This is a genomic window from Microbacterium sp. I2, assembly GCF_051364985.1.
Classification (GTDB): domain Bacteria; phylum Actinomycetota; class Actinomycetes; order Actinomycetales; family Microbacteriaceae; genus Microbacterium.
This window is the reverse complement of the sequence record NZ_JBLWIH010000009.1, coordinates 350263-373716: the sequence shown is the minus strand read 5'-3', so window position 1 is coordinate 373716 and position 23454 is coordinate 350263. Positions and strand designations below refer to the sequence as shown.

The 23454-nt window shown below is 69.2% G+C and carries 22 protein-coding genes; 2 read left to right on the top strand and 20 right to left on the bottom strand.

The window, feature by feature from the left end:
• Positions 1–59: 59 nt before the first annotated feature.
• Genes ACLKM7_RS08795 through ACLKM7_RS08775 form a run of 5 tightly spaced genes read right to left on the bottom strand, consistent with a single transcriptional unit; the run spans position 60 to position 6625 of the window.
• Positions 60–1025, bottom strand: coding sequence for a 3-hydroxyacyl-CoA dehydrogenase family protein (locus ACLKM7_RS08795; protein WP_436446809.1), 966 nt, complete (start codon positions 1023–1025; stop codon positions 60–62).
• Positions 1022–1573, bottom strand: a complete 552-nt coding sequence (locus tag ACLKM7_RS08790; protein ID WP_436446807.1) for a ribose-5-phosphate isomerase — start codon at positions 1571–1573, stop codon at positions 1022–1024. Before ACLKM7_RS08790 ends, ACLKM7_RS08795 begins: the two co-directional genes overlap by 4 nt.
• Positions 1570–3297 (bottom strand): dihydroxyacetone kinase family protein, encoded by a 1728-nt coding sequence (locus ACLKM7_RS08785; protein ID WP_436446805.1) that lies wholly within the window; start codon positions 3295–3297, stop codon positions 1570–1572. The genes ACLKM7_RS08790 and ACLKM7_RS08785 overlap by 4 nt, the downstream gene beginning before the upstream one ends.
• Positions 3294–4277: a sugar phosphate isomerase/epimerase family protein gene (locus ACLKM7_RS08780; protein WP_436446803.1), complete on the bottom strand. Its 984-nt coding sequence runs from the start codon at positions 4275–4277 to the stop codon at positions 3294–3296. The genes ACLKM7_RS08785 and ACLKM7_RS08780 overlap by 4 nt, the downstream gene beginning before the upstream one ends.
• Positions 4274–6625, bottom strand: a complete 2352-nt coding sequence (locus ACLKM7_RS08775; RefSeq protein WP_436446801.1) for a glycoside hydrolase family 3 N-terminal domain-containing protein — start codon at positions 6623–6625, stop codon at positions 4274–4276. The genes ACLKM7_RS08780 and ACLKM7_RS08775 overlap by 4 nt, the downstream gene beginning before the upstream one ends.
• 129 nt (positions 6626–6754) lie before the next feature.
• On the opposite strand from ACLKM7_RS08775, the gene ACLKM7_RS08770 reads away from it, so the two are divergent.
• Entirely contained in the window at positions 6755–7606 is an 852-nt protein-coding gene (locus tag ACLKM7_RS08770; RefSeq protein ID WP_436446799.1) for an SMP-30/gluconolactonase/LRE family protein, read from the top strand.
• Positions 7607–7608: 2 nt separating this feature from the next.
• Here the strand turns inward: ACLKM7_RS08770 and ACLKM7_RS08765 are convergent, their stop codons facing one another.
• The 10 genes from ACLKM7_RS08765 to ACLKM7_RS08720 all read right to left on the bottom strand — a co-directional run bounded on the left by ACLKM7_RS08765 (position 7609) and on the right by ACLKM7_RS08720 (position 17972).
• On the bottom strand, positions 7609–8346 hold the full coding sequence (locus tag ACLKM7_RS08765; RefSeq protein WP_436446797.1) for an SDR family NAD(P)-dependent oxidoreductase: 738 nt from the start codon (positions 8344–8346) through the stop codon (positions 7609–7611).
• Entirely contained in the window at positions 8343–9458 is a 1116-nt protein-coding gene (locus ACLKM7_RS08760; protein WP_436446795.1) for a zinc-binding dehydrogenase, read from the bottom strand. The genes ACLKM7_RS08765 and ACLKM7_RS08760 overlap by 4 nt, the downstream gene beginning before the upstream one ends.
• Positions 9459–9509: 51 nt before the next feature.
• Positions 9510–11240, bottom strand: coding sequence for an IlvD/Edd family dehydratase (locus ACLKM7_RS08755; RefSeq protein WP_436446793.1), 1731 nt, complete (start codon positions 11238–11240; stop codon positions 9510–9512).
• Between the two features lie 69 nt (positions 11241–11309).
• The gene (locus ACLKM7_RS08750) at positions 11310–12575 is read right to left on the bottom strand and encodes an endo-1,4-beta-xylanase (protein ID WP_436446791.1); all 1266 of its coding nucleotides are present in this window, start codon (positions 12573–12575) and stop codon (positions 11310–11312) included.
• On the bottom strand, positions 12572–12940 hold the full coding sequence (locus tag ACLKM7_RS08745; RefSeq protein ID WP_436446789.1) for a tautomerase family protein: 369 nt from the start codon (positions 12938–12940) through the stop codon (positions 12572–12574). The genes ACLKM7_RS08750 and ACLKM7_RS08745 overlap by 4 nt, the downstream gene beginning before the upstream one ends.
• A complete protein-coding gene (locus tag ACLKM7_RS08740) occupies positions 12940–14013 on the bottom strand; it encodes a Gfo/Idh/MocA family protein (RefSeq protein WP_436446787.1) in 1074 nt (357 codons plus the stop codon). The genes ACLKM7_RS08745 and ACLKM7_RS08740 overlap by 1 nt, the downstream gene beginning before the upstream one ends.
• Positions 14014–14053: 40 nt before the next feature.
• The gene (locus ACLKM7_RS08735) at positions 14054–14815 is read right to left on the bottom strand and encodes an SDR family oxidoreductase (protein ID WP_436446785.1); all 762 of its coding nucleotides are present in this window, start codon (positions 14813–14815) and stop codon (positions 14054–14056) included.
• Positions 14812–15600, bottom strand: a complete 789-nt coding sequence (locus ACLKM7_RS08730) for a carbohydrate ABC transporter permease (RefSeq protein WP_436446783.1) — start codon at positions 15598–15600, stop codon at positions 14812–14814. The genes ACLKM7_RS08735 and ACLKM7_RS08730 overlap by 4 nt, the downstream gene beginning before the upstream one ends.
• A gap of 1 nt (position 15601) precedes the next feature.
• Positions 15602–16543 (bottom strand): carbohydrate ABC transporter permease, encoded by a 942-nt coding sequence (locus tag ACLKM7_RS08725; RefSeq protein ID WP_436446781.1) that lies wholly within the window; start codon positions 16541–16543, stop codon positions 15602–15604.
• 61 nt (positions 16544–16604) lie between these two features.
• The gene (locus tag ACLKM7_RS08720; RefSeq protein ID WP_436446779.1) at positions 16605–17972 is read right to left on the bottom strand and encodes an ABC transporter substrate-binding protein; all 1368 of its coding nucleotides are present in this window, start codon (positions 17970–17972) and stop codon (positions 16605–16607) included.
• Between the two features lie 169 nt (positions 17973–18141).
• Between ACLKM7_RS08720 and ACLKM7_RS08715 the strand changes: the two genes are divergently transcribed.
• Complete coding sequence (locus ACLKM7_RS08715; RefSeq protein ID WP_436446777.1) at positions 18142–19146, top strand: LacI family DNA-binding transcriptional regulator; 1005 nt, start codon at positions 18142–18144, stop codon at positions 19144–19146.
• Positions 19147–19177: 31 nt separating this feature from the next.
• Here ACLKM7_RS08715 and ACLKM7_RS08710 read toward each other — a convergent pair whose 3' ends face one another.
• The 5 genes from ACLKM7_RS08710 to ACLKM7_RS08690 are packed head-to-tail and all read right to left on the bottom strand — an operon-like array spanning position 19178 to position 23440.
• Positions 19178–20377 carry a Gfo/Idh/MocA family protein gene (locus ACLKM7_RS08710; protein ID WP_436446775.1) on the bottom strand — a complete coding sequence of 400 codons (1200 nt, stop codon included), beginning with the start codon at positions 20375–20377 and terminating at the stop codon, positions 19178–19180.
• Entirely contained in the window at positions 20377–21192 is an 816-nt protein-coding gene (locus tag ACLKM7_RS08705; protein ID WP_436446773.1) for a carbohydrate ABC transporter permease, read from the bottom strand. Before ACLKM7_RS08705 ends, ACLKM7_RS08710 begins: the two co-directional genes overlap by 1 nt.
• Positions 21193–21196: 4 nt before the next feature.
• Entirely contained in the window at positions 21197–22189 is a 993-nt protein-coding gene (locus ACLKM7_RS08700) for a carbohydrate ABC transporter permease (RefSeq protein ID WP_436446771.1), read from the bottom strand.
• 6 nt (positions 22190–22195) lie between these two features.
• Positions 22196–22573, bottom strand: a complete 378-nt coding sequence (locus ACLKM7_RS08695; RefSeq protein WP_436446769.1) for a hypothetical protein — start codon at positions 22571–22573, stop codon at positions 22196–22198.
• Positions 22574–22630: 57 nt separating this feature from the next.
• Positions 22631–23440: an ABC transporter substrate-binding protein gene (locus tag ACLKM7_RS08690; RefSeq protein WP_436446767.1), complete on the bottom strand. Its 810-nt coding sequence runs from the start codon at positions 23438–23440 to the stop codon at positions 22631–22633.
• Positions 23441–23454 lie beyond the last annotated feature (14 nt).

Here is a 23454-nt window from a genome sequence, read left to right as displayed (position 1 = left end):
GGATCCGTAGACGACGTTCGACGCCCAGTTGCGCTCCCCGGCCGTGTCTTTCGTCACGCTCACCGCGCCTCCCCTGCCGGTTGGTCGAACGGCGAGGGGCCGAGCTCGTCCAGCAGCTCCTTCATCTTCGCGTAGGCGCGGTTGCGGTACGCGACCAGCTCGGAGATGCGCTCCGGGTCGATGGCCCGGAAGCCGCCGCCGGTCTTGGTTCCCAGCTCCCCGCGCTCGATGCGCTCGGCGAGGATCGCCGGCGTCGCGAAGCGCTCGGGGAAGTCGCCCTGAAGCGACGCGTAGCAGAAGGCGTAGACGTCGAGCCCGGCCATGTCGGCGATCGCGAACGGGCCGAAGAACGGCAGGCGGAAGCCGAACGTCGAACGGACGATCGCGTCGATGTCTTCCGGCGTCGCGACGCCCTCGTCGACCAGCTGGGTCGCCTCGTGGAAGAGCGCGTACTGCAGCCGGTTCAGCACGAATCCGGTCGCGTCCTTCACGCGGGCGCCGATCTTGCCGCTTCCGGCGACGATCTCTTCGGCGACGACGATCGCGCTCTCGGCTGTGGCCGGGTGCGGGATCAGCTCCACGCCGGGCACGAACGGCGCCGGGTTGGAGAAGTGCACGCCGAGGAATCGTTCGGGGTGCTCCACGGCCTCGGCGAGCTTCGCGATCGAGATCGTCGAGGTGTTGCTGCCGATGACCGCGGTCGGATTCGCCCGCGAGATGCGACGGAGCGTCTCGTGCTTGATCTCGATGCGCTCAGGCACCGCCTCCTCGATGAACTCGGCGTCCGCGACGGCATCCTCGATGCTCTGCGCGGCGGTGATCCGCTCGGCGATCACGGCGCTCGCACCGGCCGGAAACAGCCCCTGCTGCTCGAATTCCTCGGTCTCGGTGCGGATGCGCTCCAGGTTGGACGCGGCGATCTCGGCGGTGACGTCCGAGATGATGACGTCGTGACCGGCGAGCGCGAAGACCTGCGCCATCCCGCCGCCCATGTAGCCGCTGCCGACGACGGCGATCCGGGTCATGCGCCTGCCTCGCTGTTCTGATCGGCACTGGTCTGATCAGCACCGTTCTGATCGGCACTGTTCTGATCGGCACCATGGCCGGGCTCGCCGAGGTTGTCGTACGAATCGATGGCCGCGACCTTCGCGGCGGAAGCGGATGCCGGATCGAACCTGTAGCCGAGCCACTCCGACACCAGCCGCTTGGCCAGCTCGAGACCGATGACGCGCTGGCCCATCGTGAGCACCTGCGCGTTGTTGCTGAGCACCGACCGCTCGACCGAGTAGCTGTCGTGGGCGGTGACGGCGCGGATGCCCGGTACCTTGTTCGCCGAGATCGCCACGCCCAGACCCGTGCCGCAGATGAGCAGCGCCCGGTCGGCGTCACCCGCTGCGACGCGTCGCGCGGCTTCCACCGCGACATGGGGGTAGTCGGTGTGCTCATCGCCGGCGACCCCGACGTCGGCCACGGACTCGACCCGCGGGTCGGCCTCCAGCAGGGCCTTCAGCGCGGACTTGTACTCGTAGCCGGCGTCGTCGCTTCCGACGACGATCCGCAGTGGCTCGGTCATCGTTCTTCCTCTCGGGTGGGGCGGGATGTGGATGCCTCGGCGATCGCCGTCGCGATGAGTGCCAGCGAGGTCGCTCCGGCGTCCGGGTGCCCGAGGCTCTTCTCGGCCAGCGGGCGCGCTCGGCCGAGTGCCGGCCGCAGCGCCGAAGTGGACGCCGCTGCGTCGGTCGCCGCCTGCGCCGCAGCGTGGAGCGCGTCGCCGACGTCGTCGCCGGCGTCGAGTCGGGCCGCGAGCGTGCGCGCGAACGGGTCGAGTGCGTCGACCATGGTCTTGTCGCCGACGTGGGCGCCGCCTCGCGAGGCGACGGCGTCGAGCGCGGCGCGGGCGGCCTCGGGGGCGGCCCTGCGCAGGTCGGCGTCGTCGTGGTCGAGTGCGCGCCCGATCGCGCGCAGCATGGCACCCCAGAGAGCGCCGGACGTGCCCCCGGCCTTCTCGCTCCAGGCGTCGCCGGCAGTGGTGAGCATGGCCGACAGTCCGGCAGCCGGGTCCGCGGCATCCGTCGCGGCATCGACTCCGTTGCGCATGCCGACCCCGTGGTCGCCGTCTCCGGCGATCGCGTCGATGCGGCCGAGTTCGGTCTCGTGCTCGTGGATCGTCGCGCGAACGACATCGAGATACGTCAGCGCCACGGCCGCCGCGTTCTGGGACCACTCGGACGCCTCGACGGCGTCCACCGCAGCGACTTCGTCGACCTCGACCACGTCGGCATCGCTCGCGGCCGCGATCTGGACCATGCCCTTGCGGTACGCCGGCGTGTACGCGGGAGCCGCCCACAACGGCTCGAGCTCGTCATCGAGCCAGAAGAGCGTGACGGATGCCCCCGCCATGTCGAGACTCGTCACGAGCTCGCCGACCTCGGGCTGCACGACGGTGATGCCGGCTCCTTCGAGCCGGGCCGCGACATCCCCGAAGAGCACGAAGAGCTCCTCGTACTTCACGGTGCCCAGCCCGTTGACGATCACGGCCACGCGATCGCCGCGGTTCTCGGGCGCATCGCCGAGCAGCGCGTCGACGAGGGTCTGGGCGAGCTCGGCCGAACTCGTGCGCGGCACGTCGCGGATGCCGGGCTCGCCGTGGATGCCGAGCCCGATCGACATCATCCCCTCGGGGACGGTGAACAGCGGCTCGTGGGCGCCGGGGAAGGTGCATCCGCCGAAAGCCACCCCGAGGGTGCGCGTGCGATGGTTCGCCCGCCGGGCGAGCCGCTCGACCTCATCGATCGAGTCGCCCCGTTCGGCGGCGGCGCCCGCGATCTTGAACACCGTGAAGTCGCCGGCGATGCCGCGGCGCTTGTCGATCTCGTCGATGGGCGCGCTGGCGATGTCGTCGGTGCACAGCACGGTGCGCGCGTCGATTCCCTCTTCGCGCAGCCGGTCCTGGGCCTCGCCGAAATGCAGCACGTCGCCGGCGTAGTTGCCGAAGCTGAACAGCACTCCGCCGCCGCGGTGCGCCGCCTTCGCGACGCGATAGGCCTGGCCCGCCGACGGCGACGTGAAGATGTTGCCGCAGACCGCTCCGGCGGCCATGCCGGCACCCACCACGCCTGCGAAGGCCGGATAGTGTCCGGAACCGCCGCCGACCACGACGGCGACCGAGCCGCGAGGGGCCGGGGTCGCGCGCACGACGCCGCCGTCGACGGCGCGCACGAGGTCGCCGTGGGCGGCCACGAATCCGGCGAGGGCCTGCGGCACGAAGTCCGCGGCGTCGTTCGCGATGCGGGTCATGCGGCACCGCCGTCATGACGCGGCTGGCGCACTCTGCTCGCACCGAGCGCGTAGCCCTCGCGCTTGGGCAGCACGTGCCGGCGCAGGTAGTCACGGTTGTCCGCGCACACGCTCAGTCCGTCGCCGCCGTAGTTCTCGACGCAGATCACGCCCTGGAAGCCCTGCTCTATCGCGTACGCGAAGGCGCGGCGGTAGTCGATGAGGCCGTACTGCATGGGCGCCGGCACCGCGAAGTAGGCGCCCCGCGCGCGGTCTTCGTCGCGCGCGTAGTTCTTGACGTGCCAGAAGTTCGCGTAGGGGACGGTCTTCTCGACCAGCTCCGACCACGGCTCGATCGGCCGGTGCAGCCGCACGAGGTTGCCGATGTCGGGGTTGAGCCCCACGTTGTCCATGCCGATGTCCTGCACGAGCCGCACGGCGGAATCGCCGGTGCCGAGGAACGTGTCTTCGTACATCTCGAGCGAGACGAGGATGCCGATCTCGGCCGCATGACGGCCCAGTTCCTGCAGCCTGCCGACCGCGAGGTCCCAGTCCGCCGGGTCGTCCTGGTGGCCTTCGACGGTCCAGAACCACAGCTGCTCCTGCTGCTCGGCCGTCAGCGCCTGGTGCAGACCGAACGACACCGTCTCGATGCCCAGCGCCGCGGCGGCATCCAGCGTCCGGTGGCTGTAGGCGAGGTTCGCCTCGCCGTTCGCGTGGTCGATCACGCTACACCGGATCGCCGAGATCGACGTCGGCACCACGCCTGCCTCGCCGGCGAGAGCAGTGAGGTCCGTCAGACGCTCGGGGCTCAGATCTCCGACGCGCAGCCAGGAGTCGGTGATATCGATGCGGTCGAAGCCGGCGTCGGCGACGTCGGTCAACGGTCCGCGCCACGCCTCGGGTCCCGCCTCGGTCACGCTGCGACCGTCGGGCAGGCGCCCGGGGAACGGAAGCGCCGCGGCCGCGATCGGCCAGCTCTGCGCGGTCAGGCCGGTCATGCGGCATCCCCCTTCTCGATTCGGACCCCGGTCACGAGCACCGGATCATCCACGACGCGCGTGGGACCGGTGACGGTGAGGGCGGCGGGCGCCGTGACGTCCGTCAGAGACAGCCCCGCGGTCAAGTTCACCACGCCGGGCTCGACGATGCGGCGGCGCTGAAGTCCCGTGAACGAGAACCGGTCGGCATGCAGTTCGAACGAGACGGATGCCGTCTCGCCGGGCTCGAGCGACACCCGGGCGTAGCCGACCAGCTGCTGCACGGGCCGGGTCACCTGCGCGACCGGATCGGCGCTGTACAGCTGGACCACGGTCGCGCCTGCGCGGTCGCCGGTGTTGGTGACCGCGACGGATGCGACCACGGTGCCGTCGTTGGGCATGGCGTCACCGTCGAGCGTGACGTCGCCGAGCGCGAACGTCGTGTACGACAGGCCGTGGCCGAACGGGAACGCCGGTGCGATCGACAGGTTGCTGATGCGGTCGCCGTCCTGGCCGAGCGGCGGCGCGAGGTAGGTGTGAGGAAGCGCCCCGTTGGTGCGCGGGATCTGCACCGGGAGGTGCCCGCTCGGGTTGACCTCGCCGGTGAGGACGCCCGCGATGGCGGCGGCACCCTCCACGCCCGGCATGAACGACTGCACGATCGCCGCCGCGCGTCCGGTGTAGGCACCGAGCGCGTAGGGCCGGCCCGAGAGCACCAGCAGCACGACCGGCGTGCCCGTGTCCAGCAGCGCGTCGACGAGACGGCCCTGGTCGCCGGGAAGGTCCAGGCTCGGGGCATCCGATCCCTCTCCCGACGTGCCCTTGCCGAACATGCCTGCGCGGTCGCCGACGACCGCGATGACGACGTCGCTTGCCGCCGCGGCCTCGACGGCGCGTGCGAACTCCACGTCGTCGGCCGGGTCGACGAGCGGCGTGCCCCGTTCGACCACGACCTCGGCACCGGGCGCCGCGGAGCGGAGGGCGGCCGGGATCGACGTCGCGTCGATGCCGAGTCCCATGTCGGGATGCCGCGGCATGACGTGGATCGGGTAGGAGTACGCACCCATGAGCGCACCCGGGTCTTCGACGCACGGGCCGACGACAGCGATCCGCCGTGTGCCGGCGTTGGTGGCGGGGTCGAGCGGGAGCAGGCCTCGGTCGTTGTCGAGCAGGATGATCGACTCCTCCGCGAGGCGCCGCGCGATGTCGCGGTTGCGGGCGCTGTCGAGATCGATGTCGGCGGGCTCGGCCGGCGCCCAGCCCGCGTCGAGCAGCCCGAGCTGGATCTTCTGGGTGAGCACGCGCCGCACCGCGGTATCGATGTCGGCCCGGGTGCGCGCCGGATCGGGATCGCCGTCGTCGAGGATGCGGTACGCGGCGATGTCGGGCAGCTCGACATCGATTCCCGCGTGAAGGGCCAGCCTTCCGGCATCCGCCATCGTCTCGGCGACGCCGTGCTTGGACTTGAGGAACGCGACGGCCCAGTAGTCCGACACGACGGTGCCGTCGAAGCCCCACTCATCGCGCAGCAGCTCGGTCAGCAGCCAGCGATCCGCGCCCGCGGGAACACGATCGAGCTCGGTGTACGAGTTCATGACGCTCCGCGCGCCGCCGACGCGCACCGCCATCTCGAACGGCGGCAGCACGAGGTCGCGCAGTTCGCGCTCACCCATCGACACCGGGGCGTGGTTCCGCCCGCCGCGGGATGTGGCGTGTCCGGCGAAGTGCTTGAGCGTCGCGATGACGCCGGCACCCTGGAGTCCCTCGACGTAGGCGGTCGCGAGCGTGCCCACGACGTACGGGTCCTCGCCGAGCGTCTCTTCGACGCGGCCCCAGCGGTAGTCGGTGACCACGTCGAGCACCGGCGAGAGCCCGTGGTGCACCCCGACCGCGGCCATGTCGGAGCCGATCGCGTTCGCCATCTCGCGCACGAGCTCGGGGTCGAACGTCGCCGCCCACGCCATCGAAGCGGGATACACCGTGGCTCCCAGAGTCGTGAAGCCGGTCAGGCACTCCTCGTGGACGACGGCCGGGATCCCCAGCCGCGTGCCCTCGAGCAGATGGCGCTGCGAGTCGCGGACCTTGCCCATGCCTTCACGAGCGGTCACCGGTGCGGTGCCGAAGACGCGCGTGAGGTGACCGATGCCGTCGGCGACGGCCTCCTCGAACGGAGGGCGGCCCTTCGACAGCACGTCCTGCATGGGTGCGATGATCTGCGTCGAGTCGCGCTTGTCGGCCCAGTAGCTGCCCAGCTGCGCGATCTTCTCGGCGGGTGTCATCTCGGCTATGAGCGCCTCGACGCGGGCTTCGATGTCTGCCGTGGGATCAGCCCACGCGGGAGCCGCCACGACGTCCGTCGGGTGTGTCATCCTTGACCTTCCGGATATTTGTTCTCGTCAACAACAATTCTGGATTTCAGGGTAGCGTCGTTGTACAACGTTGCCAAGTCGGGGCGAGCCGAAGGCCGGACGGCCTGCCGATGACAGACAGGGGACCGCATGAGAGCCGAACTGGTGTCGGCAGACACCGCCGGGGTATTCCATGGCGAAGGCGCGTTCTGGGACGACGCGACCGGCAGTGTCCGGTTCGTCGACATGCTTCGCGGCGACGTGCTGACGTCGGACGACGCGAGCGTGCGCAGGTCGCACGTGTCCGATGTGGCAGCCGTGATCCGAGGCCGGCGCGATGGCGGCTACGTGGTCGCGATCGAGCGCGGCTTCGCGCTGACCGACGAGAACCTGGCGATCGTCACCGAGATCCCGGTGTTTCGCGAGCGCACTGCGCGGATGAACGAAGGGGCGTGCGACGCTGCCGGACGCTTCTACTGCGGCAGCATGGCCTACGACACCCGCGCGGACGGCGGACGCATGTACCGGCTCGATCCGGATCTGTCTGTGCACGTGGTCATGGGCAGGGTGACCATCCCGAACGGACTCGTGTGGAGCGACGCGGGCACGACCGCATTGCACGCCGACACCGGCGAGGGTGTCATCTGGGCGTATGACTTCGACCTCTCCACCGGAGAGTTCGGCGATCGCCGGCCCTTCGTACGATTCGACGGCACGAAGGGGATGCCGGACGGCATGTCGATCGACGACGAAGGCGGGGTCTGGGTCGCACTGTGGGGCGGCGGCGCGGTCCACCGCTATGCGCCCTCGGGTGCCCTCGACCTCGTCGTCACGGTACCGGCGATGAACGTCACGTCGTGCGCATTCGGCGGGCCCGACCGCCGCACCCTCTACATCACGACCTCGCGTCAGGGACTCGCAGACCCCGAGCCCCACGCCGGCGGTCTGTTCGCGATCCAGACCGAGGTCGCCGGCGCGCCCGTCCACGCCTTCGGCGGCTGAGCTCACATCCAGCCGCCGTCGACGATCCACCTCTGCCCGGTGCACAGGCGGGAGTCGTCGGCCGCCAGCCACAGCACGAGCCTGGCCACGTCGGCCGGAGCCAGTTTCTCGGGCAGAGCCTGACTCGCCTCGATCAGCCGCTCGGCCTCGGGTGTCACCCAGTCGCGCAGCTGACGCTCCGTCATGATCCAGCCGGGGATGACGCAGTTCACCCGGATGCGGTCGCGCCCGAGTTCGCGAGCGAGGGTGCGGGTGAGCCCCTCGATCCCCGCCTTCGCGGTGACGTAGCCCGCGAGATCGCGCAGGTCGATGTGCGCGCTGATCGAACCCATGTTGACGATCGACCCGCCGCCGGCGCGGCGCATGAACGGCGCGGCCGCTTGGGTCGCGAAGACGTGGTGGCGGACGTTGACGTCGATCTGCTCGTCCCACCGGTCGACGTCGAGCTCGTCGAAGGGGATGCGGTCGTCCCGGGCCGCGTTGTTGACCAGGATGTCGAGGGCGCCGAGCTCGGTCGCCACCTGCCGCACCGCGGCCTGGAGCGGGGACACATCGCGGACGTCGCAGCGGATGAAGCGTGCACCCGCCGCGGCGGACGCACCGGCGTCGACATCGAGGAACGCGACCTCGGCTCCCTGCTCGACCAGCTGGCGGACGATCTCACCGCCGATCCCTGCCGCACCGCCCGTGACTAGCGCTGCCTTCCCGCGGAGGCTCGGGTACGTGGCGAAATCGGTCATGACGAGTGATCCTCCTGTGTCGGCACGATGATGGCCCGGCCGACGGCCCCGTCGCGCAGTCCGTCGAATGCCTCGTTGACCGCCCCGAGCGGATACCGTCTGCCGATCAGGTCGTCCAGGGGAAGCCGCCCCGACTCGTAGAGGCCCAGGATCCGCGGGATGTCGATGTGCGGGTTGGATGAGCCGTAGAGCGAGCCGACGATCCGTTTCTGCCGCTGCACGAGGTCATTGATCGGCACGTCGAACGTCTGCCCGGCGCTGCCGAGGCCCACGGCGACGAGGGTTCCCTCCGGGGCGAGCATCCCGAGGCCGTCGCGCAGCGTGGCAGGACGCCCGACCGCCTCGATGACCCAGTCGACCCCGCCCGGCACGATGCCGTGGACCCGCGCGATGACATCGTCGGCGCGCGCGTCGACGACATGGGTCGCACCGAACCGTTGCGCAAGGTCCAGCTTGCGCGGGTCGAGGTCGATCGCGATGATCGGCGATGCCCCCGCGAGCTTCGCACCCATGACCGCGGCGAGGCCGACGCCGCCGGCTCCGACCACGACGAGCGAGTCGCCGGCGCAGGCTCCGACGACATTCGTCACGGCACCGACGCCCGTGACGACCGCGCACCCGGCGATCGCCGCGAGGGCCGCAGGGATGCTGTCGCGGACCTTCACGGCGCTCCGCTCGGGGACGACGACCTGCTCGGCGAAGCAGGACACCCCGAGGAAGTGATTCATCCGCTCACTCCCCTGCCGCAGCCGCCCGGGGCCGTCGAGCAGTCCGCCACCCTGGGCCTGCACGGGTCCGAAGACGCACATGACGGGGTTGCCACGCCGGCAGGGCGGGCACGAACCGCAATTGGGGCGCCACATCAACGCGACGCGGTCGCCCGGCGCGACTGACGTCACACCTTCCCCCACGGCGGCTACGCGTCCGGCACCCTCGTGCCCGAGCACGGCCGGCAACGGGCACGAGAGCTCACCTCGCATGTAGTGCAGATCGGAATGGCAGACGCCCGCTGCCTCGACGTCGACGAGGATCTCGCCCCGCCCGGGCGGAAGCAACTCGACGTCTTCGATGGACAAGGGCGTCCCGGGTTCGCGGAGCACGGCGGCGCGCATGGAACTCTCCTCTCGATAACAGGTCGGTGGCGGCCGGCGGTGCCGGCCGGGTCAGTGGGATTCGCGCAGGACGCCGGCCCCGCTGGCCCCGACCAGGAAGTCGAGGTCGGCGCCGGCATCCGCCTGATTCACGTGCGACACGTACAGCTGCTCCCAGCCGCGGCGGGGCGCGGCGAGCTGCGCAGTGAAGCCGGCGGGCGGCGTGCGCATGGCGAGCACTTCGTCGGGTACGTGGAGCGTGAGCGTCCGCGCGGGCACGTCCAGCTCGATCAGATCCCCGTCCTGGACGACGCCGAGCAGGCCGCCCACCGCCGCCTCGGGGGCGACGTGCAGCACCACGGTGCCGTACGCCGTCCCGCTCATGCGGCCGTCGCAGATCCGCACCATGTCGCGCACGCCCTTGGCCAGGAGCTTCTGCGGCAGCGGCATGTTGGCCACCTCCGGCATCCCCGGGTAGCCGCGAGGACCGCAGCCGCGCAGCACCAGCACCGAGGTCTCGTCGACGTCGAGGTCGGGGTCGTCGATGCGCTCGCGCATGTCTTCGACGGAGTCGAACACGACGGCGCGGCCGCGATGCTGCAGCAGCGCCGGCGTCGCCGCCGCGGGCTTCACGATCGCGCCTCCCGGTGCCAGGTTGCCGCGGACCACCGCCAGGCCCGCTGCCTCCTGCAGCGGCTCGTCACGGGTGCGGATCACGTCCGGATCCCAGATCGCACCGTCCACGGTGTCGACGAACGGGCGCCCGGTGACCGTCAGGGCGGACGGCTCGAGGCGGTCGCGCAGCTGCCCCAGCACCGCGTGGAGGCCACCCGCGCGGAAGAGGTCCTCCATGAGGTAGCGGCCGGCCGGCTGCAGGTTGACCAGCAGCGGCACGTCCCGGCCGATCCGGTCGAAGTCGTCGAGAGTCAGGTCGACTCCGAGGCGACCGGCGATGGCCAGCAGGTGCACGACGGCGTTCGTCGACCCGCCGATCGCGGCGAGGGTCACGATCGCGTTGTGGAATGCCTCCCGCGTCATGATCCGATCGGGCGTGCGCCCCTCGTGCGCGAGCTCGACGGCCAGCCTTCCCGTCTCATGCGCCATCTGAAGGAGGCGGCTGTCGGATGCCGGCACCCCGGCGATCCCGGGAATCGTCATGCCGAGCGCCTCGGTCACGCATGCCATCGTCGAGGCGGTGCCCATCGTGTTGCAGGTGCCGCGGCTGCGGATCATCGCGGACTCGGACTGCCGGAAGAAGTCCTGGTCGACGACACCCGCGCGCACCTCCTCGCTGAGCTTCCAGACGTCGGTGCCGCACCCGAGCGTCTCGCCGCGGAACGAGCCGTTGAGCATCGGTCCGCCCGGCACGACCACGGCGGGGATGCCGACGGATGCCGCGGCCATCAGCAGTGCCGGGATCGTCTTGTCGCACGCGCCGAGGAGCACGACCGCGTCGACCGGGTTGGCGCGCAGAAGCTCCTCGGCGGTCATCGCGACCATGTTGCGCCACAGCATCGCGGTGGTGCGCACCGTGGTCTCTCCGAGCGAGGGGATCGGCAGGTTGTAGGGGATGCCGCCCGCCTCGTAGACGCCGTACTTGACGCTCTGCGCCACCTCGTCGAGGTGGCTGTTGCACGGCGCGAGGTCCGAGGCGGTGTTCGCGATCGCGATCGAGGGCCGCCCGTCGAACGCGTGGTCGGGGAGCCCGCGGCGCATCCACGCCCGATGCAGATACGTGTTGCGGTCGTCGCCGCCGTACCAGGCGGTGCTGCGTGCGGCGCGGCCGATGTTCTCAGCCGGCATCGTCCACGCACTTGGCTCGCACCGTCGTCGCGGGATGCCGCGAGGCGCCGTCGCCGGCGGTGACCGCGGTCATGAGGCGCTCGCGTGGAGCGCGACCTCCGCGCGGCCGCCGCCGCGCGGAACGACGAAGCTCGCCTCCCCGCGGTCCTGCGCCACGCGGTAGTCGCCCGCGAAGCCGCGGACCTGCACGACCCCGTCCCCGTCCGTGCGGAGCTCTTGCGCGGCATGCCACCACTCACCCCTGATGAGGTCGTGCAGAGCGGTGAAGCTCGGCTTGGGCGAGCCGTCCGCCCGCAGCAGCCCGGACGGAGCGCCCAGCCAGGCTCCGGCATCCGTGATCCCCCAGTACGTCAGCGACTCGACCGCGGGATGCGAGAGGACGGTGCGGTAGTGGCGCACGATCTCGTCGGCCTGGCGAGCCTCACCCTCCTCGGTCGTCGGCCACGAGTCCACCACGTAGTCGTTGAGATCGCCGATGTGCGGCGGCATGAGCTCGCCGGACAGCAGCGTCGTCTCGGTGAGCTGGAGCGGGAGCCCGAACCGCGAGAACCGGTCGATCGTCTCGAAGATCTCGCGCTCACCGCGGAACCCCTTGTGCATGTGGGTCTGCAGGCCGAGAGCATCGATGCGGATGCCGGCCGCCAGGCACTCCTCGATGAGCCGCTCATAGGACGGCGAGAGATCGAAGTCGTTGAGCACGAGCCGTGCCTGCGGGTTCGCCTCTCGTGCGGTCTCGAACGCGAGCCTGACCATCTCGACGCGGCCGCGGACCTGGGCCAGACGGGTCACGGCGTTCTCTTCGGCGGTGAAGACCGGGAGGATGACCGCTTCGTTGATCGCGTCCCACTGGTCGATCACACCGGCGAAGTCGCCCACCTCACGGGTGACTCGGTCCCGCAGGATGCGCTCCACCTCGTCGTCCTCGAACGCCAGCAGCCACGACGGGGCGAGCGTGTGCCACACCAGCGGATGCCCCTTCACGGTGACCCCTCGGTCGGCGAAGTACTGCGCGGTCGCGCGAAGGCGATCGACATCGGTGACGCCCGGCCGTGGCTCGTAGCCGCGCCAGTAGAAGGGCAGCGTCACCGTGTTGAACAGTTCCAGCCACGACGGCAGGATGAGGCCGGCGGCCTCGGCGTCCGCCCCGCCGAAGAACCGGGCGGCGTCCGCGGTCGGATCGGCGGCAGAACCGCCCAGCAGCCCGATGAAGTCGAACCCGATGTTGCCGAACCCGAACGAGTGTCTCGTCTGCTCGATGACCACCACGGTGTCGGCGATCGGCGAGCCGTCGGCCGCGCGCAGCTGAAGGTCGAGCGTCTCGACGCGGTCCGTCATCGCGCCCCCCTCGCGCCGGGGTACCAGTCCTCGAGGGTGTTCTCGGTGATCACGATGAACACATCGTCCGGCCGCACGCCCTCGGCCTCCAGCCGTGCGGCGACGGCTGCGAACATCTGCGTCTTGGCCGCCTTGTCGTACATGCGCACCATCTGGACGCGGATGTAGACGACGTTGCGACGCTCTCCGCCCAGGTAGCTCGGGTCGGCGATGATGTGCCCGTCCGGCAGGGGGTGGATGACCTGGAACCGATCAGCGGCATCCATCCCGAGCCCTTCGACGAGCCCCTCGTGAATCGCGTCGGCGTACCTCCGGCGGGTCTCGACGGGAACGGACTCCGAGATCTCAACAGTGACGAGTGGCATCAGGCCCAGGCCTCCTTCTTGACATACACGTCCTGACCGGAGCGTGCGGATTCTTCGATCGCCAGGCCCAGCAGGTGGTCCTGGCATGCTTCGGCGAGCGAGTACGGCTCGGGTCCTTCGCCGCGCGCCCACGCGCCTGCCTTGGCGAGCATCTCGGCGACGGCGAGGTCGTCCTCCGAGAACCTCGTGCCGGCCCATGCGTTGCGGTAGACGACCTCGCCGTCGAAGGCGACGCTCATGAGGTCGTTGCCTTCGAGGTTCATGTCGACTCCGGTGCGGCGGTAAGACAGCGGCGAGGTCACCGGGCCGTCCACCGTCATGCGGGTCACGACGTCGTCGACGATCTCGCCGCGGGTGCCCCGGATCACGATCCGGCGGGCCAGCAACGGGTTCCACCACTGGTTCTGGACGAAGTCATAGAGGCCCATGCGGCCGTCGCCGAAGTCGAGCGTCGCGATGGTGGTCCGCCGCGGCTCGGGCTGCGGGTCCTGCACCCATCCGTCGAAGCCGAGCGGATCCAGTTGCGGCGCGTCGAACGTGCGGGCCGTCACGGTCGCCTCGGCCATGCCCGCCGCGAGCAGCGCGCGCATGATCGCCGTCGCGTGATACAGGTGCGTCGAGGCCACCTGCACCGCCGTCGGCGCGCCGATCGCCCCGCGGTCGACGACCGCTTGCCGGGCGGAATGACCGGGCATCAGCATGTACTGCTCCGCGACCTGCACCAGGCCCGACGAGCCCACCGACTGCCACAGCGCACGCAGCCCGTCCGCGGTCGGCGCAGGGGGCGTCTCGGCGAGCACGCGCGCCCCGGCATCGACCAGGTGCTCCACGACGCCCGGCATCGCCGGCCACGACACGGCGGCGACCGTGAACTCCGGCCGCAGCGCGACGGCGTCGTCCAGCGAACGGTACGAGGGCAGCCCCCATTCCTTCGCCATCGCATCGGCGGCGGCATCCGAATTGCTCACCACCGCCACCACCTTCAGCCGCTCGGGCGCAGTGGCAGCGAGCCGCAGATAGAACTTCGAACGCCACCCGCTTCCGACCACCGCGAATCTCACCGGATCTGTCATGTACTTCTTGCCTTCCTTGGTTGTCTGAGAGCCGGACGGCTCACACCTGGCTCATTCCGCCGTCGACGACGATCTCGGCGCCGGCGACGAAGCTGGATTCCTCGCTGGCCAGGAACAGCACGACCGCCGCCACCTCGTCGGGCCGGCCGACGCGGCCCACGGGGACCTGGTCGACGATCCGGCCGCGAAAATCCTCGGACCCGCCGATGAACCGGTCGAACCCCTCGGTGTCGGTCGGGCCGGGGCTGACGACGTTCGCACGGATGCCTCGCCCCCGCAGCTCGGCCGTGACGGTGCGGGCGAGCGAGCGCACGGCGGCCTTCGTGGCGTTGTACACCGCGTGACCCGGCCCGCCGTTGTGACCGGCGATCGACGACATCAGGACGATGCGACCCCCGTCGCGCATCAACGGGATGCTCTGGCGCAGCGTGAAGAACGCGCCGCGGAAGTTCAGGCCGGCGACCAGATCGAATGCCTCCGGCGTCGTGTCGACGATCGGCGTCGCCGCGATGTCCCTCCCTGCGTTGACCACCACGACGTCCAGCGGTCGGCCGAGCTCACGCAGGCGCCCGGTCAATGCGGCGCCCGACACATCGCCGGCATCGGCGAGGACCACGTGCGCGCGATCGCCGAGCCGGCGCGCGGCCTCGTCGGCGCGCACGGCATTCGTGCCGGTGACCACCACCTCCGCACCCTCGGCGATGAACCGCTCCGCGACGGCGAGGCCGATCCCCGCCGTGCCCGCGGTGACCAGCGCCAGCTGGCCGTCCAGCCTCCGGCACGAGGACGCGGACGCCGTCATTTCAGTGCCCCCGCGGCCAGGCCCCGCTCGAAGCTGCGCTGCAGCAGCAGGTAGGCCACGATCACCGGCACGGCTGTGATCACCGCCGAGGCGAGCACTCCCGTCTGGTCGTTCGTGTACTGGCTGATGAAGAACGACGGCAGCAGCGTCACGACCTGCTTCGCCGGGTCGAGCAGCATCAGCATCGGCAGCAGATAGGCGTTCCACGCGTTGATCAGCGTCAGCACGACGATGGCGCCCGCGATCGGCTTGGTGAGGGGAAGCACGATGTGCCAGAAGACCTGGACCACGTTCGCGCCGTCGACGCGGCCCGCCTCCATCAGCTCGGTCGGGATCCCCTCGAAGAAGCCCCGCGCGAGCAGCACGGTGAAGGGCACCTGCAGCGCCGCCAGAGGCAGGATCACAGCGATGAGCTCGTTGTACATGTCGAACGTCGACGCCGTCACGAACAACGGCGTGAGCAGCACGGCCTCCGGCATCGTCAGCGCGACCAACAGCAGCCAGAAATAGATCTCCTTGCCCGCGATCCGCAGCTTCGCGAAGCCGAACGCCGCGAGCATCGTGCAGACATAGACGAAGAGGATCGTGACGCCCGCGACGATCGCGCTGTTCATGAAGTAGAGCGGCACCATTCCGGTGTCGAAGACCTTCTTGTAGTTGCCCCAGCCTTCTCCTGCGAGCGAGCCGGCCACCATCGCGACCAGGGGCAGGAGGAACGGGATCACGATGACGGTGGCCAGCACCTGGATCGCCACCCGGCTCATACGGGAACGGATGTCGAACATGTCAGACTCCTCGCTCTCGTCGTGCACGCAGACGCATGAGCACGCCGCCGCCGATCGCCAGCACGAGCAGCGCCACCGAGATCGCGGCGGCGTACCCGAAGTGCTTCTCCTGCACCATCTCCTGGTAGATGTAGGTGCCGAGGAACTCGGTGGCGTGGTTGGGCCCGGCGCGGGTCACGAGGTACGGCACGTCGAAGGTCTTCAGCGCACCGATGATGCCCAGGGTCGCCAGCGCGATCGTCGTGCCGCTGCACATGGGCCACACGATCGACACGAGTGCGCGGAAGTTGCCCGCGCCATCAATGCGCGCGGCCTCGAGCACCTCGGGCTCGATCTGGCTCATCGCGGCGTAGAAGAGGATGAAGGTGAGGCCGGTCCACTGCCAGATCGTGATCGCCATCACGACCGGCATCGCGGTGGCCCCGTCGGCGAGCCACGGCGTCGTCAAGGCTCCGAGGCCGATCGCATCCAGCAACTGGTTCAGCTGGCCGTTCGCATCGAAGATCGACCGGAAGACCGGCGCCATCGTCGCGGGCGCCAGCACCGTGGGCACGAAGATGATCACCTTGTAGATCGCCCTCAGGTGCAGGCGCGAGTGCATGATCGCGGCGAACGCGAACCCGATGGCGGTCTGGATCGTGAAGGTCACGATGAAGAAGACGACGGTGTGCCCGAGGGCCTGCCAGAAGATCGCGTCGCCGAACATCGCGGTGAAGTTCTCGAATCCGACGAACTCCGACGGGCTGAGGATGAACCCGTTCCAGTCCTGCGTCGAGACGTAGCCGGTATAGCCGATCGAGAAGTAGATCATGCCGACCACGAGCGCGAGCGCCGGGAGGATCCACACCAGGCCACCGCCCGAGAGGGCCCGCGTCCTGCGCGGAGCTCGCGCCGCCGGCGTCCGTCTGGTCACGAGCGATTCGGTATCGGTTGCGAGTGCCATTGTTCGCTCCATTCCGTCCCCCGCGCGCGCCGAAGGACCCGCGGGGGACGTGCGTGGGGAATCAGTCCGCGTCTGCCGCGGCCTGGAGAGTCTCAAGACCCTCGTCGACGGACATCGATCCGCTCGCGACGCCGATCAGGACGTCTTCGAACGCCCCGTTGAGGTCGGGGCTCACGGTCGCGAATCGCGGCTGGGTGGACTCGCTCGCCTGCTCGGTGTAGTCGATCAGGAGCGACCGCTGGACCTCGGGGTCGACGAGCTCGATCGAGTCCCATTCGGGCTGGATCCCGACGAGGGACGGGATGTCGTTGAGCGTGTTCGCGACAGCCTGCTGCCCCTCCTCCGAGGTGGTCAGCCACAGCACGAAGGTCTCCGCGGCAGCCTGCTGGTCGGACTGCGCGTTGATGGCCAGACCGTAGTCGGCGTCGCCGAACATGCTGCCGACGTTGCCGGTGCCCGCGAGGTCGGGGAACGGGATGGGAACCATCGTGAACGGCTCAGGGTCGGCCACGCCGGCGGCCGACATCGCGCCGGTCATGATGTCGCGCACCGTGTACTGCGTGTACCAGGAACCCATCATGATCATGGCGTACTCGCCCTTCATGAAGGCGTTGTTGGCCTCGGGGTACTGCTGCACGCCGACGGCACCCTCCTGCATGATGCCGTCGTCGAACAGGGACTTCCAGATCTCCAGGCCCTCGACGAACTCCGGATCCGTGTAGCTCTTCTCGTCCTGCGACGCGGCGACGTAGGCACCCGGCTCGACGTTCTCCATGATCGCCTCGAAGGTGTCCATGTTGAAGCCGTTCTGGCCGGCGCCCTGGATGAAGCAGCCCTGGCCGGCGGCCTCGAGCGTCTCGCACACCGACTGCCACTCGGCCATCGTGGTCGGGGCGGTCAGTCCGTGCTGATCGAAGATGTCCTTGTTGATCCACAGCCCGCCCGAGTACACGGCGCCGGCCGAGAGAGCGGCCACCTTGCCGTCGACGGTCAGCCCCTCGACACCGGTCGCGGCGAGCTGGTCCTGCCAGTCCTCGCCCAGCGCCTCCTCGACGACGGGTCCCAGGTCCATGGCGCCGGCGTGGAAGACCCCGACGCCGCCGTTGGCCGAACCCGGGGCGAGGTTGAAGATGTCGGGCCCCTCGCTCGATGTGATCGCGGGGCCGATGAGTGAGTCGTAGGTGTCGATCGGCTTCGATACGAACTCGACCGCGATGTCGGGGTACTCCTCGTTGAACTTCGCGATCAGCTGGTCGGCGACGGGCTTGTCGGGCGTCCACCCCCACCAGATCAGGTCGCCTTCCGTGGCGGTCGACGAGTCCGAGCCGGCCCCGCCACCCCCACCGCCCGAACATGCCGCCACCGAAACCATTCCCACGGCGACGACGGCCGCGAGGGCTCCTCGCCGGACTGACATCCACTTCGACATCTGCGTCTTCCTTCCGCCCGCGTCTTCGACGGGCTCGTGATTGGGGACTGCAACTTGCGGAACGTTTCTATCAGAGTTGCACATAAAGTTGCAACGCAACTTGCGCTGTAAGATTAGCTACAGTTGTCCTGCCGGTCAACGGCTCGCACGACGGAAGGGGTTGAGGATCATGAGCGACAGGAGCACGCTGGCCGACATCGCGGCGGCCGCGGACGTGTCGGTCGCGACGGTCTCGCGCGTCCTCAACGGCCGCAAAGGGATCTCGCCGACCAAGCGCGATGCCATCGAGAAGCTCCTCGACGAGCACGGCTACGAACGACGTCACCGCACACGTCGCGAGACGGGCATCGTCGATTTCGTCATCCGCGGGCTCGAGACGCAATGGGCGATGAAGCTTCTCCGCGGGGCGCAGACCGAGGCGACGCGATCAGGGATCGACCTCGTGGTCACGACCACGAATCTGAGGCCCGCCGGCGCGCCGGACTGGGTCTCGCACCTTGCGAAGCGCGGAACCGACGGCGTGGTGCTGGTGGTCTCGAGTCTCCCCGAGGACGCCAAGGAGCTCTTCTCACGCCTCGAAGTGCCGGTGGTCATGATCGATCCGCTCGGAGTGGACACCGAGTCGTTCCCGAACGTGTCGGCGACGGATTGGGAGGCCGGCCGGGACGCCACCGAGCACCTGCTGTCACTCGGCCATCGGCGGATCGGGTTCGTCACCGGGCCGATCGACCAGGCATGCCACCAGGACCGGCTCGACGGCTACTTCTCCGCGCTCGGCCGCGCGGGAATCCAGCGGGATCCCGAGCTGATCCGCGTCGGCGACTCCCTCGTCGACGGCGGCGTCACGCGCGGCGGCGAACTGCTCGACCTGTCAGCACCGCCGACCGCCATCATCAGCGGCTCCGACGAACAGGCGTACGGCGTCTACCAGGCTGCGCGCGCCCGGGGCCTCAGCATCCCCCACGATCTGTCGGTCGTCGGATTCGACGACGTCGAGCTGTGCCAGTGGGTGACCCCGCAGCTCACGACGATGCGGCAGCCTCTCGAGGGCATGGCGACCGAGGCCACCCGCATGGCCATCGCGATGTCGCGGGGGCATGGCGTCGCCAACACGCGCGTTCAGCTCGCGTCAGAGCTCATCGTCCGCGAGTCCACGGCGCCACCCCGGAACTGAAGTGCGAGACATGCGCGGCGGACCCGCCTGATCATCTCGGTCTGCTTCGGTTCCGCTTCTTGCCGTTCTCGACCGGTGTCCACGCCGAGCCGTTGTCGCTCGAGCGCTCCGATGCGTCCAGCACGCGCTGCAGATGAAGCCCGTCGTCGAACGACGGCTGCGGCCGGCGACCCTCGGCGAGATCGGTGAGGAAATCCCCGAGTTCGTTCACGAACGCGTGGTCGTATCCGAGCCCGTGACCGTGGGGCCACCACGCCGCCGCGTACGGGTGGTCCGGCTCGGTGACATAGATGCGGCGGAACCCGGCATCACGCCCCGGATCGTTCACGTCGTAGAAATGCAGTTCGTTCATCGACTCGAAATCGAACGCGATACTGCCAAGCGAACCGTTGACCTCGAGGCGCATCGCGTTCTTGCGTCCTGTGGCGAAGCGTGTCGCTTCGATCGTCGCGAGTGCGCCGCCCGTCATCCGCCCGGTGACCAGCGCGGCGTCGTCCACCGTGACCTCGCCCGTCTCGTCACCCCCGACCGCGCTGAGGCCCACCGACGCACGCGCGAGCGGGCGCTGCGTGACGAACGTGTGCAGTGTCGCCGTGACCTCATCGAAGCGCTGCCCGGTGACGTACTCGGCGGCATCGATGACGTGTGCGCCGATATCGCCGAGCGAGCCGGACCCCGCACGCTCCTTCTGCAGTCGCCACACCAGCGGAAACGAGGCGTCTGCGATCCAGTCCTGCAGGTACTGTCCACGCACGTGGCGGATCTCGCCGAGGCGTCCCTCGGCCACAAGCGCCCGCGCATAGGCGACGGCGGGCACCCGCCGGTAATTGAACGCGACCATGGCAGCGATTCCACGGGATGCCGCGGCATCCGCTGCGCGCACCATCAACTCCGCCTCGGCGACCGTGTTGGCCAGCGGTTTCTCGCAGATCACATGCTTGCCGGCATCGAGGGCGGCGATGGCGATGTCCATGTGCGCATCGCCGGGCGCGCAAATGTCGACGATGTCGATCGTCTCGTCCTCGATGACGCGGCGCCAGTCGGTCTCGGCGCGCTTCCATCCGAGCCGGGTCGCGGCCTCCTCGGTGCGCTCGGGGTCGCGCCCGCATACGACCGACCTCTCCACCGGCCTCACCGGGAACACGTGCGCCACGGATCGCCACGCGTGCGAGTGCACGGTGCCCATGAAGCCGGTACCGATCATCGCCACCCGCCACGGAGTGCTCGCCATCACTTGACCGCCCCACCGGTGACACCCGCGGCGATGTACCGCTGCGCGACGACAAGCAGCACCGCCGCCGGGATGCTCGCGATCGCGGCTGTGGCCATGAGGGCCGCCCAGCTCTGCGTGTGCGCGCCGATGAACTGATACATGCTCAACGTGATCGGCACGACCGTGTCGTCGGTCGTGAGCGTCAGCGCGAACAGGAAGTCGCTCCACGCGAACAGGAACGCGAAGACGGCAGAGGTCACCAGCGCGTTGCGGCTGATGGGCAGGACGATCGACCGGAACACCCGGAGCTCGTTCGCACCGTCGATGCGCGCCGCTTCCATCAGCGAACTCGGGATGTTCGCCATGAAGGCGCGCATCAGCAGGATGCAGAACGGGATGCCGTGCGAGGCGTCCGCGAGGATGAGCCCGACGTACGAGTTCACCAGCCCGAGGTTGTTGTAGAGCGGGAACAGCCCGTTCGCGATCACGATGCCGGGGATCATCTGCGTGATGATCAGGATGACCAGGAAGATGTTCGTCCCCGGTATCCGGATCCCGGTCCGCGAGAGGCCGTATGCCGCGGGCGCGGCGACGGCGAGGCACACCACGACCGATCCCAGCGAGACGATGAGGCTCGTGACGAGGTTCGGCAGCTGGCTCTGCAGCGCCTGCTCGTAGCCCGCGAAGCTGAGGTCGAACGGGAACCACTGCGTGTCGAGGAGGTTCTCGTTGCCCTGGAGCGACGAGTTGACCATCCAGTACACCGGGAACAGGAAGATGGCGACGATGACGACGCCCGCGATGGGGGCGATGGATCTGCGTGCGGTTTTCATGCGATCACCCGGCCAGGTCGTTGGCTTTGCGGTTGAACCGCAGCTGGAAAGCGGCGACGACGAGCGACACGACGATCAGCACGTTGCTGAGGGCAGCTCCGAGGCCGAACTTGAAATCGACGAACGACAGTTGGTACGCCTCGGTGGCGTAGGTCTGCGTCGAGTTGGCGGGCCCGCCGCCGGTGAGAGCGAGGATGATGTCGAGCACCCGGATCGTGTAGATGAATCCGAGCATCAGCACGACCACGACCACGGGGCGAAGCAGCGGCCACGTGACGTGCCAGAACGCCTTCCAGCCCGTGGCGCCGTCGAGCGCCGCCGCCTCGTAGTAGTCCCGCGGAATCTCTTGAAGTCCGCCGTAGAGGACGACCATCACGAACGGGATGCCGATCCAGACGTTCACGATGATCGTCGAGTAGAGCGCGAAGTCGGGACTGGTCAGCCACGGGACCTGGGGCAGCCCGAACGCCGTGATGATCTGGTTGAGGATGCCGGTCTCCTCGTCCATCATGCGCCGCCACACGGCGGCCGAGATGATGAGGGGCAACAGCCACGGCAGGAGGATCAGCGAGCGCAGCACACGGCCCAGCGGGAAGTGCTTGTTGAAGAACAGCGCCAGCAGCAGACCGATCACGAAGGTCGAGACGAGCGAGACGACCGTGAACATGAACGTGTTGTACGTGAGCGTCCCGAACAGCGTGGATGTGAGGACGTCGACGTAGTTGTCGAATCCGACCCACGGCGCCTCACCGGTGTAGAACGTCGAGGTGTCGAAGTCCTGGAAACTCATCACCAGGTTGCCGACGATCGGGTACCCGAAGTACACGATCACGTAGAGGACGGCCGGCGCGATGAAGGCCCACATCACGAGGATGTGGCGTCTCGAGGTGCTGCGGCTGCCGCGGGCACCGTCGTCGCGGGCGCCGCCCCGCGGGCGTGAAGCCCGCAGGGCGGCGCCGTCAGCGACGACGGCCGTGTGCGTGTGGGAGGAGGCCATATTCGGTCAGCCTTCGACCTCGGCCTGCGCGTTGTCGAACGCCGTCTGCGGATCGGCCTGGCCGGTGATCGCAGCCTGGATGGCCGCCGACAGAGCCGCGTTGACGTCGTTCCACTTCAGGCCCGAGTCGCCCGTGAGCGAGTTGGCCGTGGCGACCGTCTGCACGATCGACTCCATCTCCGGCTGCTCCGCGATGAGGTCCTGCGAGACCTCCTCGTTGCTGGGCACCGTGTTGTTGGTGAGCGCGGTCTCGAGCTGCGTCTCCGGCGCGTTGAGGCACTCGACGACATGAGCGGCACGCGCCTCACGGTCGGGCGTCGTCACGGGCACCGTCCACACCTCGCCGCCGAGCGGTGCGATCGGCTCGTCGCCCGCCTCCGGCACCGGAATGGTCGCCGAGCCCCACTCGAGGCCCTCGGTCTCGTTGAGACTCGGGATCTGCTACGGGCCGTTGATCATCATCGCGGCGCGACCGTCGGCGAACTGGTCCTTGACGTCCGCCTGAGCCCAGTTGACGACCGACTTCGACACGTAACCGTCCCGGGCGAGCCCGGTGTAGAAATCGAGAGCCTCCACGGCCTCGGGGGCGTTCAGCTCGAGCTGCGACCCGCCGTTGCTCCACAGGAACGGGATGAACGTCCACGTGCCCTCGGTGCCGCTGGCGGCCGAGTACGCGAAGCCGTAGGTCTCACCCTGCGTCAGCGCGGCTGCGGCATCCGCCAACTCATCCCACGTCGTGGGGACCTCCACGCCCGCCTGTTCCAGCAGGGTCTTGTTGTAGAAGAGCACGAGCGAGTTGACGTTCGGCGCCAGGCCGTACAGCTCGTCCTCGTACGTGCCGACCTCGAGGACCGACGGGTAGTACGCGCTCGTGTCGATGTCGAGGTCGGTGAGGGGACGCAGCGCTCCGGTGTCGGCGAACTGCGGAAGGTCGGGGTTGTTGACCATGAGGACGTCGGGCATCGTCTTGGTCGAGATCTGCTGGAGGATCTTGGCGTTCAGCTGAGGCGACGGCACGCTCTGGTGGTCGATCGTCGCGTTGACTTCCTCGGCGCATGCCTCGAGCCTCGCGGTCATGTTCGAGTGGCTGGGCTCATCGGTGTAGTAGTCGAGCACCGTGAGCTCGATGGTCTCGTCCGGGTTGGAGTCCTCCGGCGCTCCGCCGCCGGCGCAGCCTGCGATGAGCCCGACGGAGCCGATCGCCGCGGCGATCGCGAGGCTCCGGCGCGTGGTGGATCGTGTTGTCTTCATTGACGTGCCTTTCT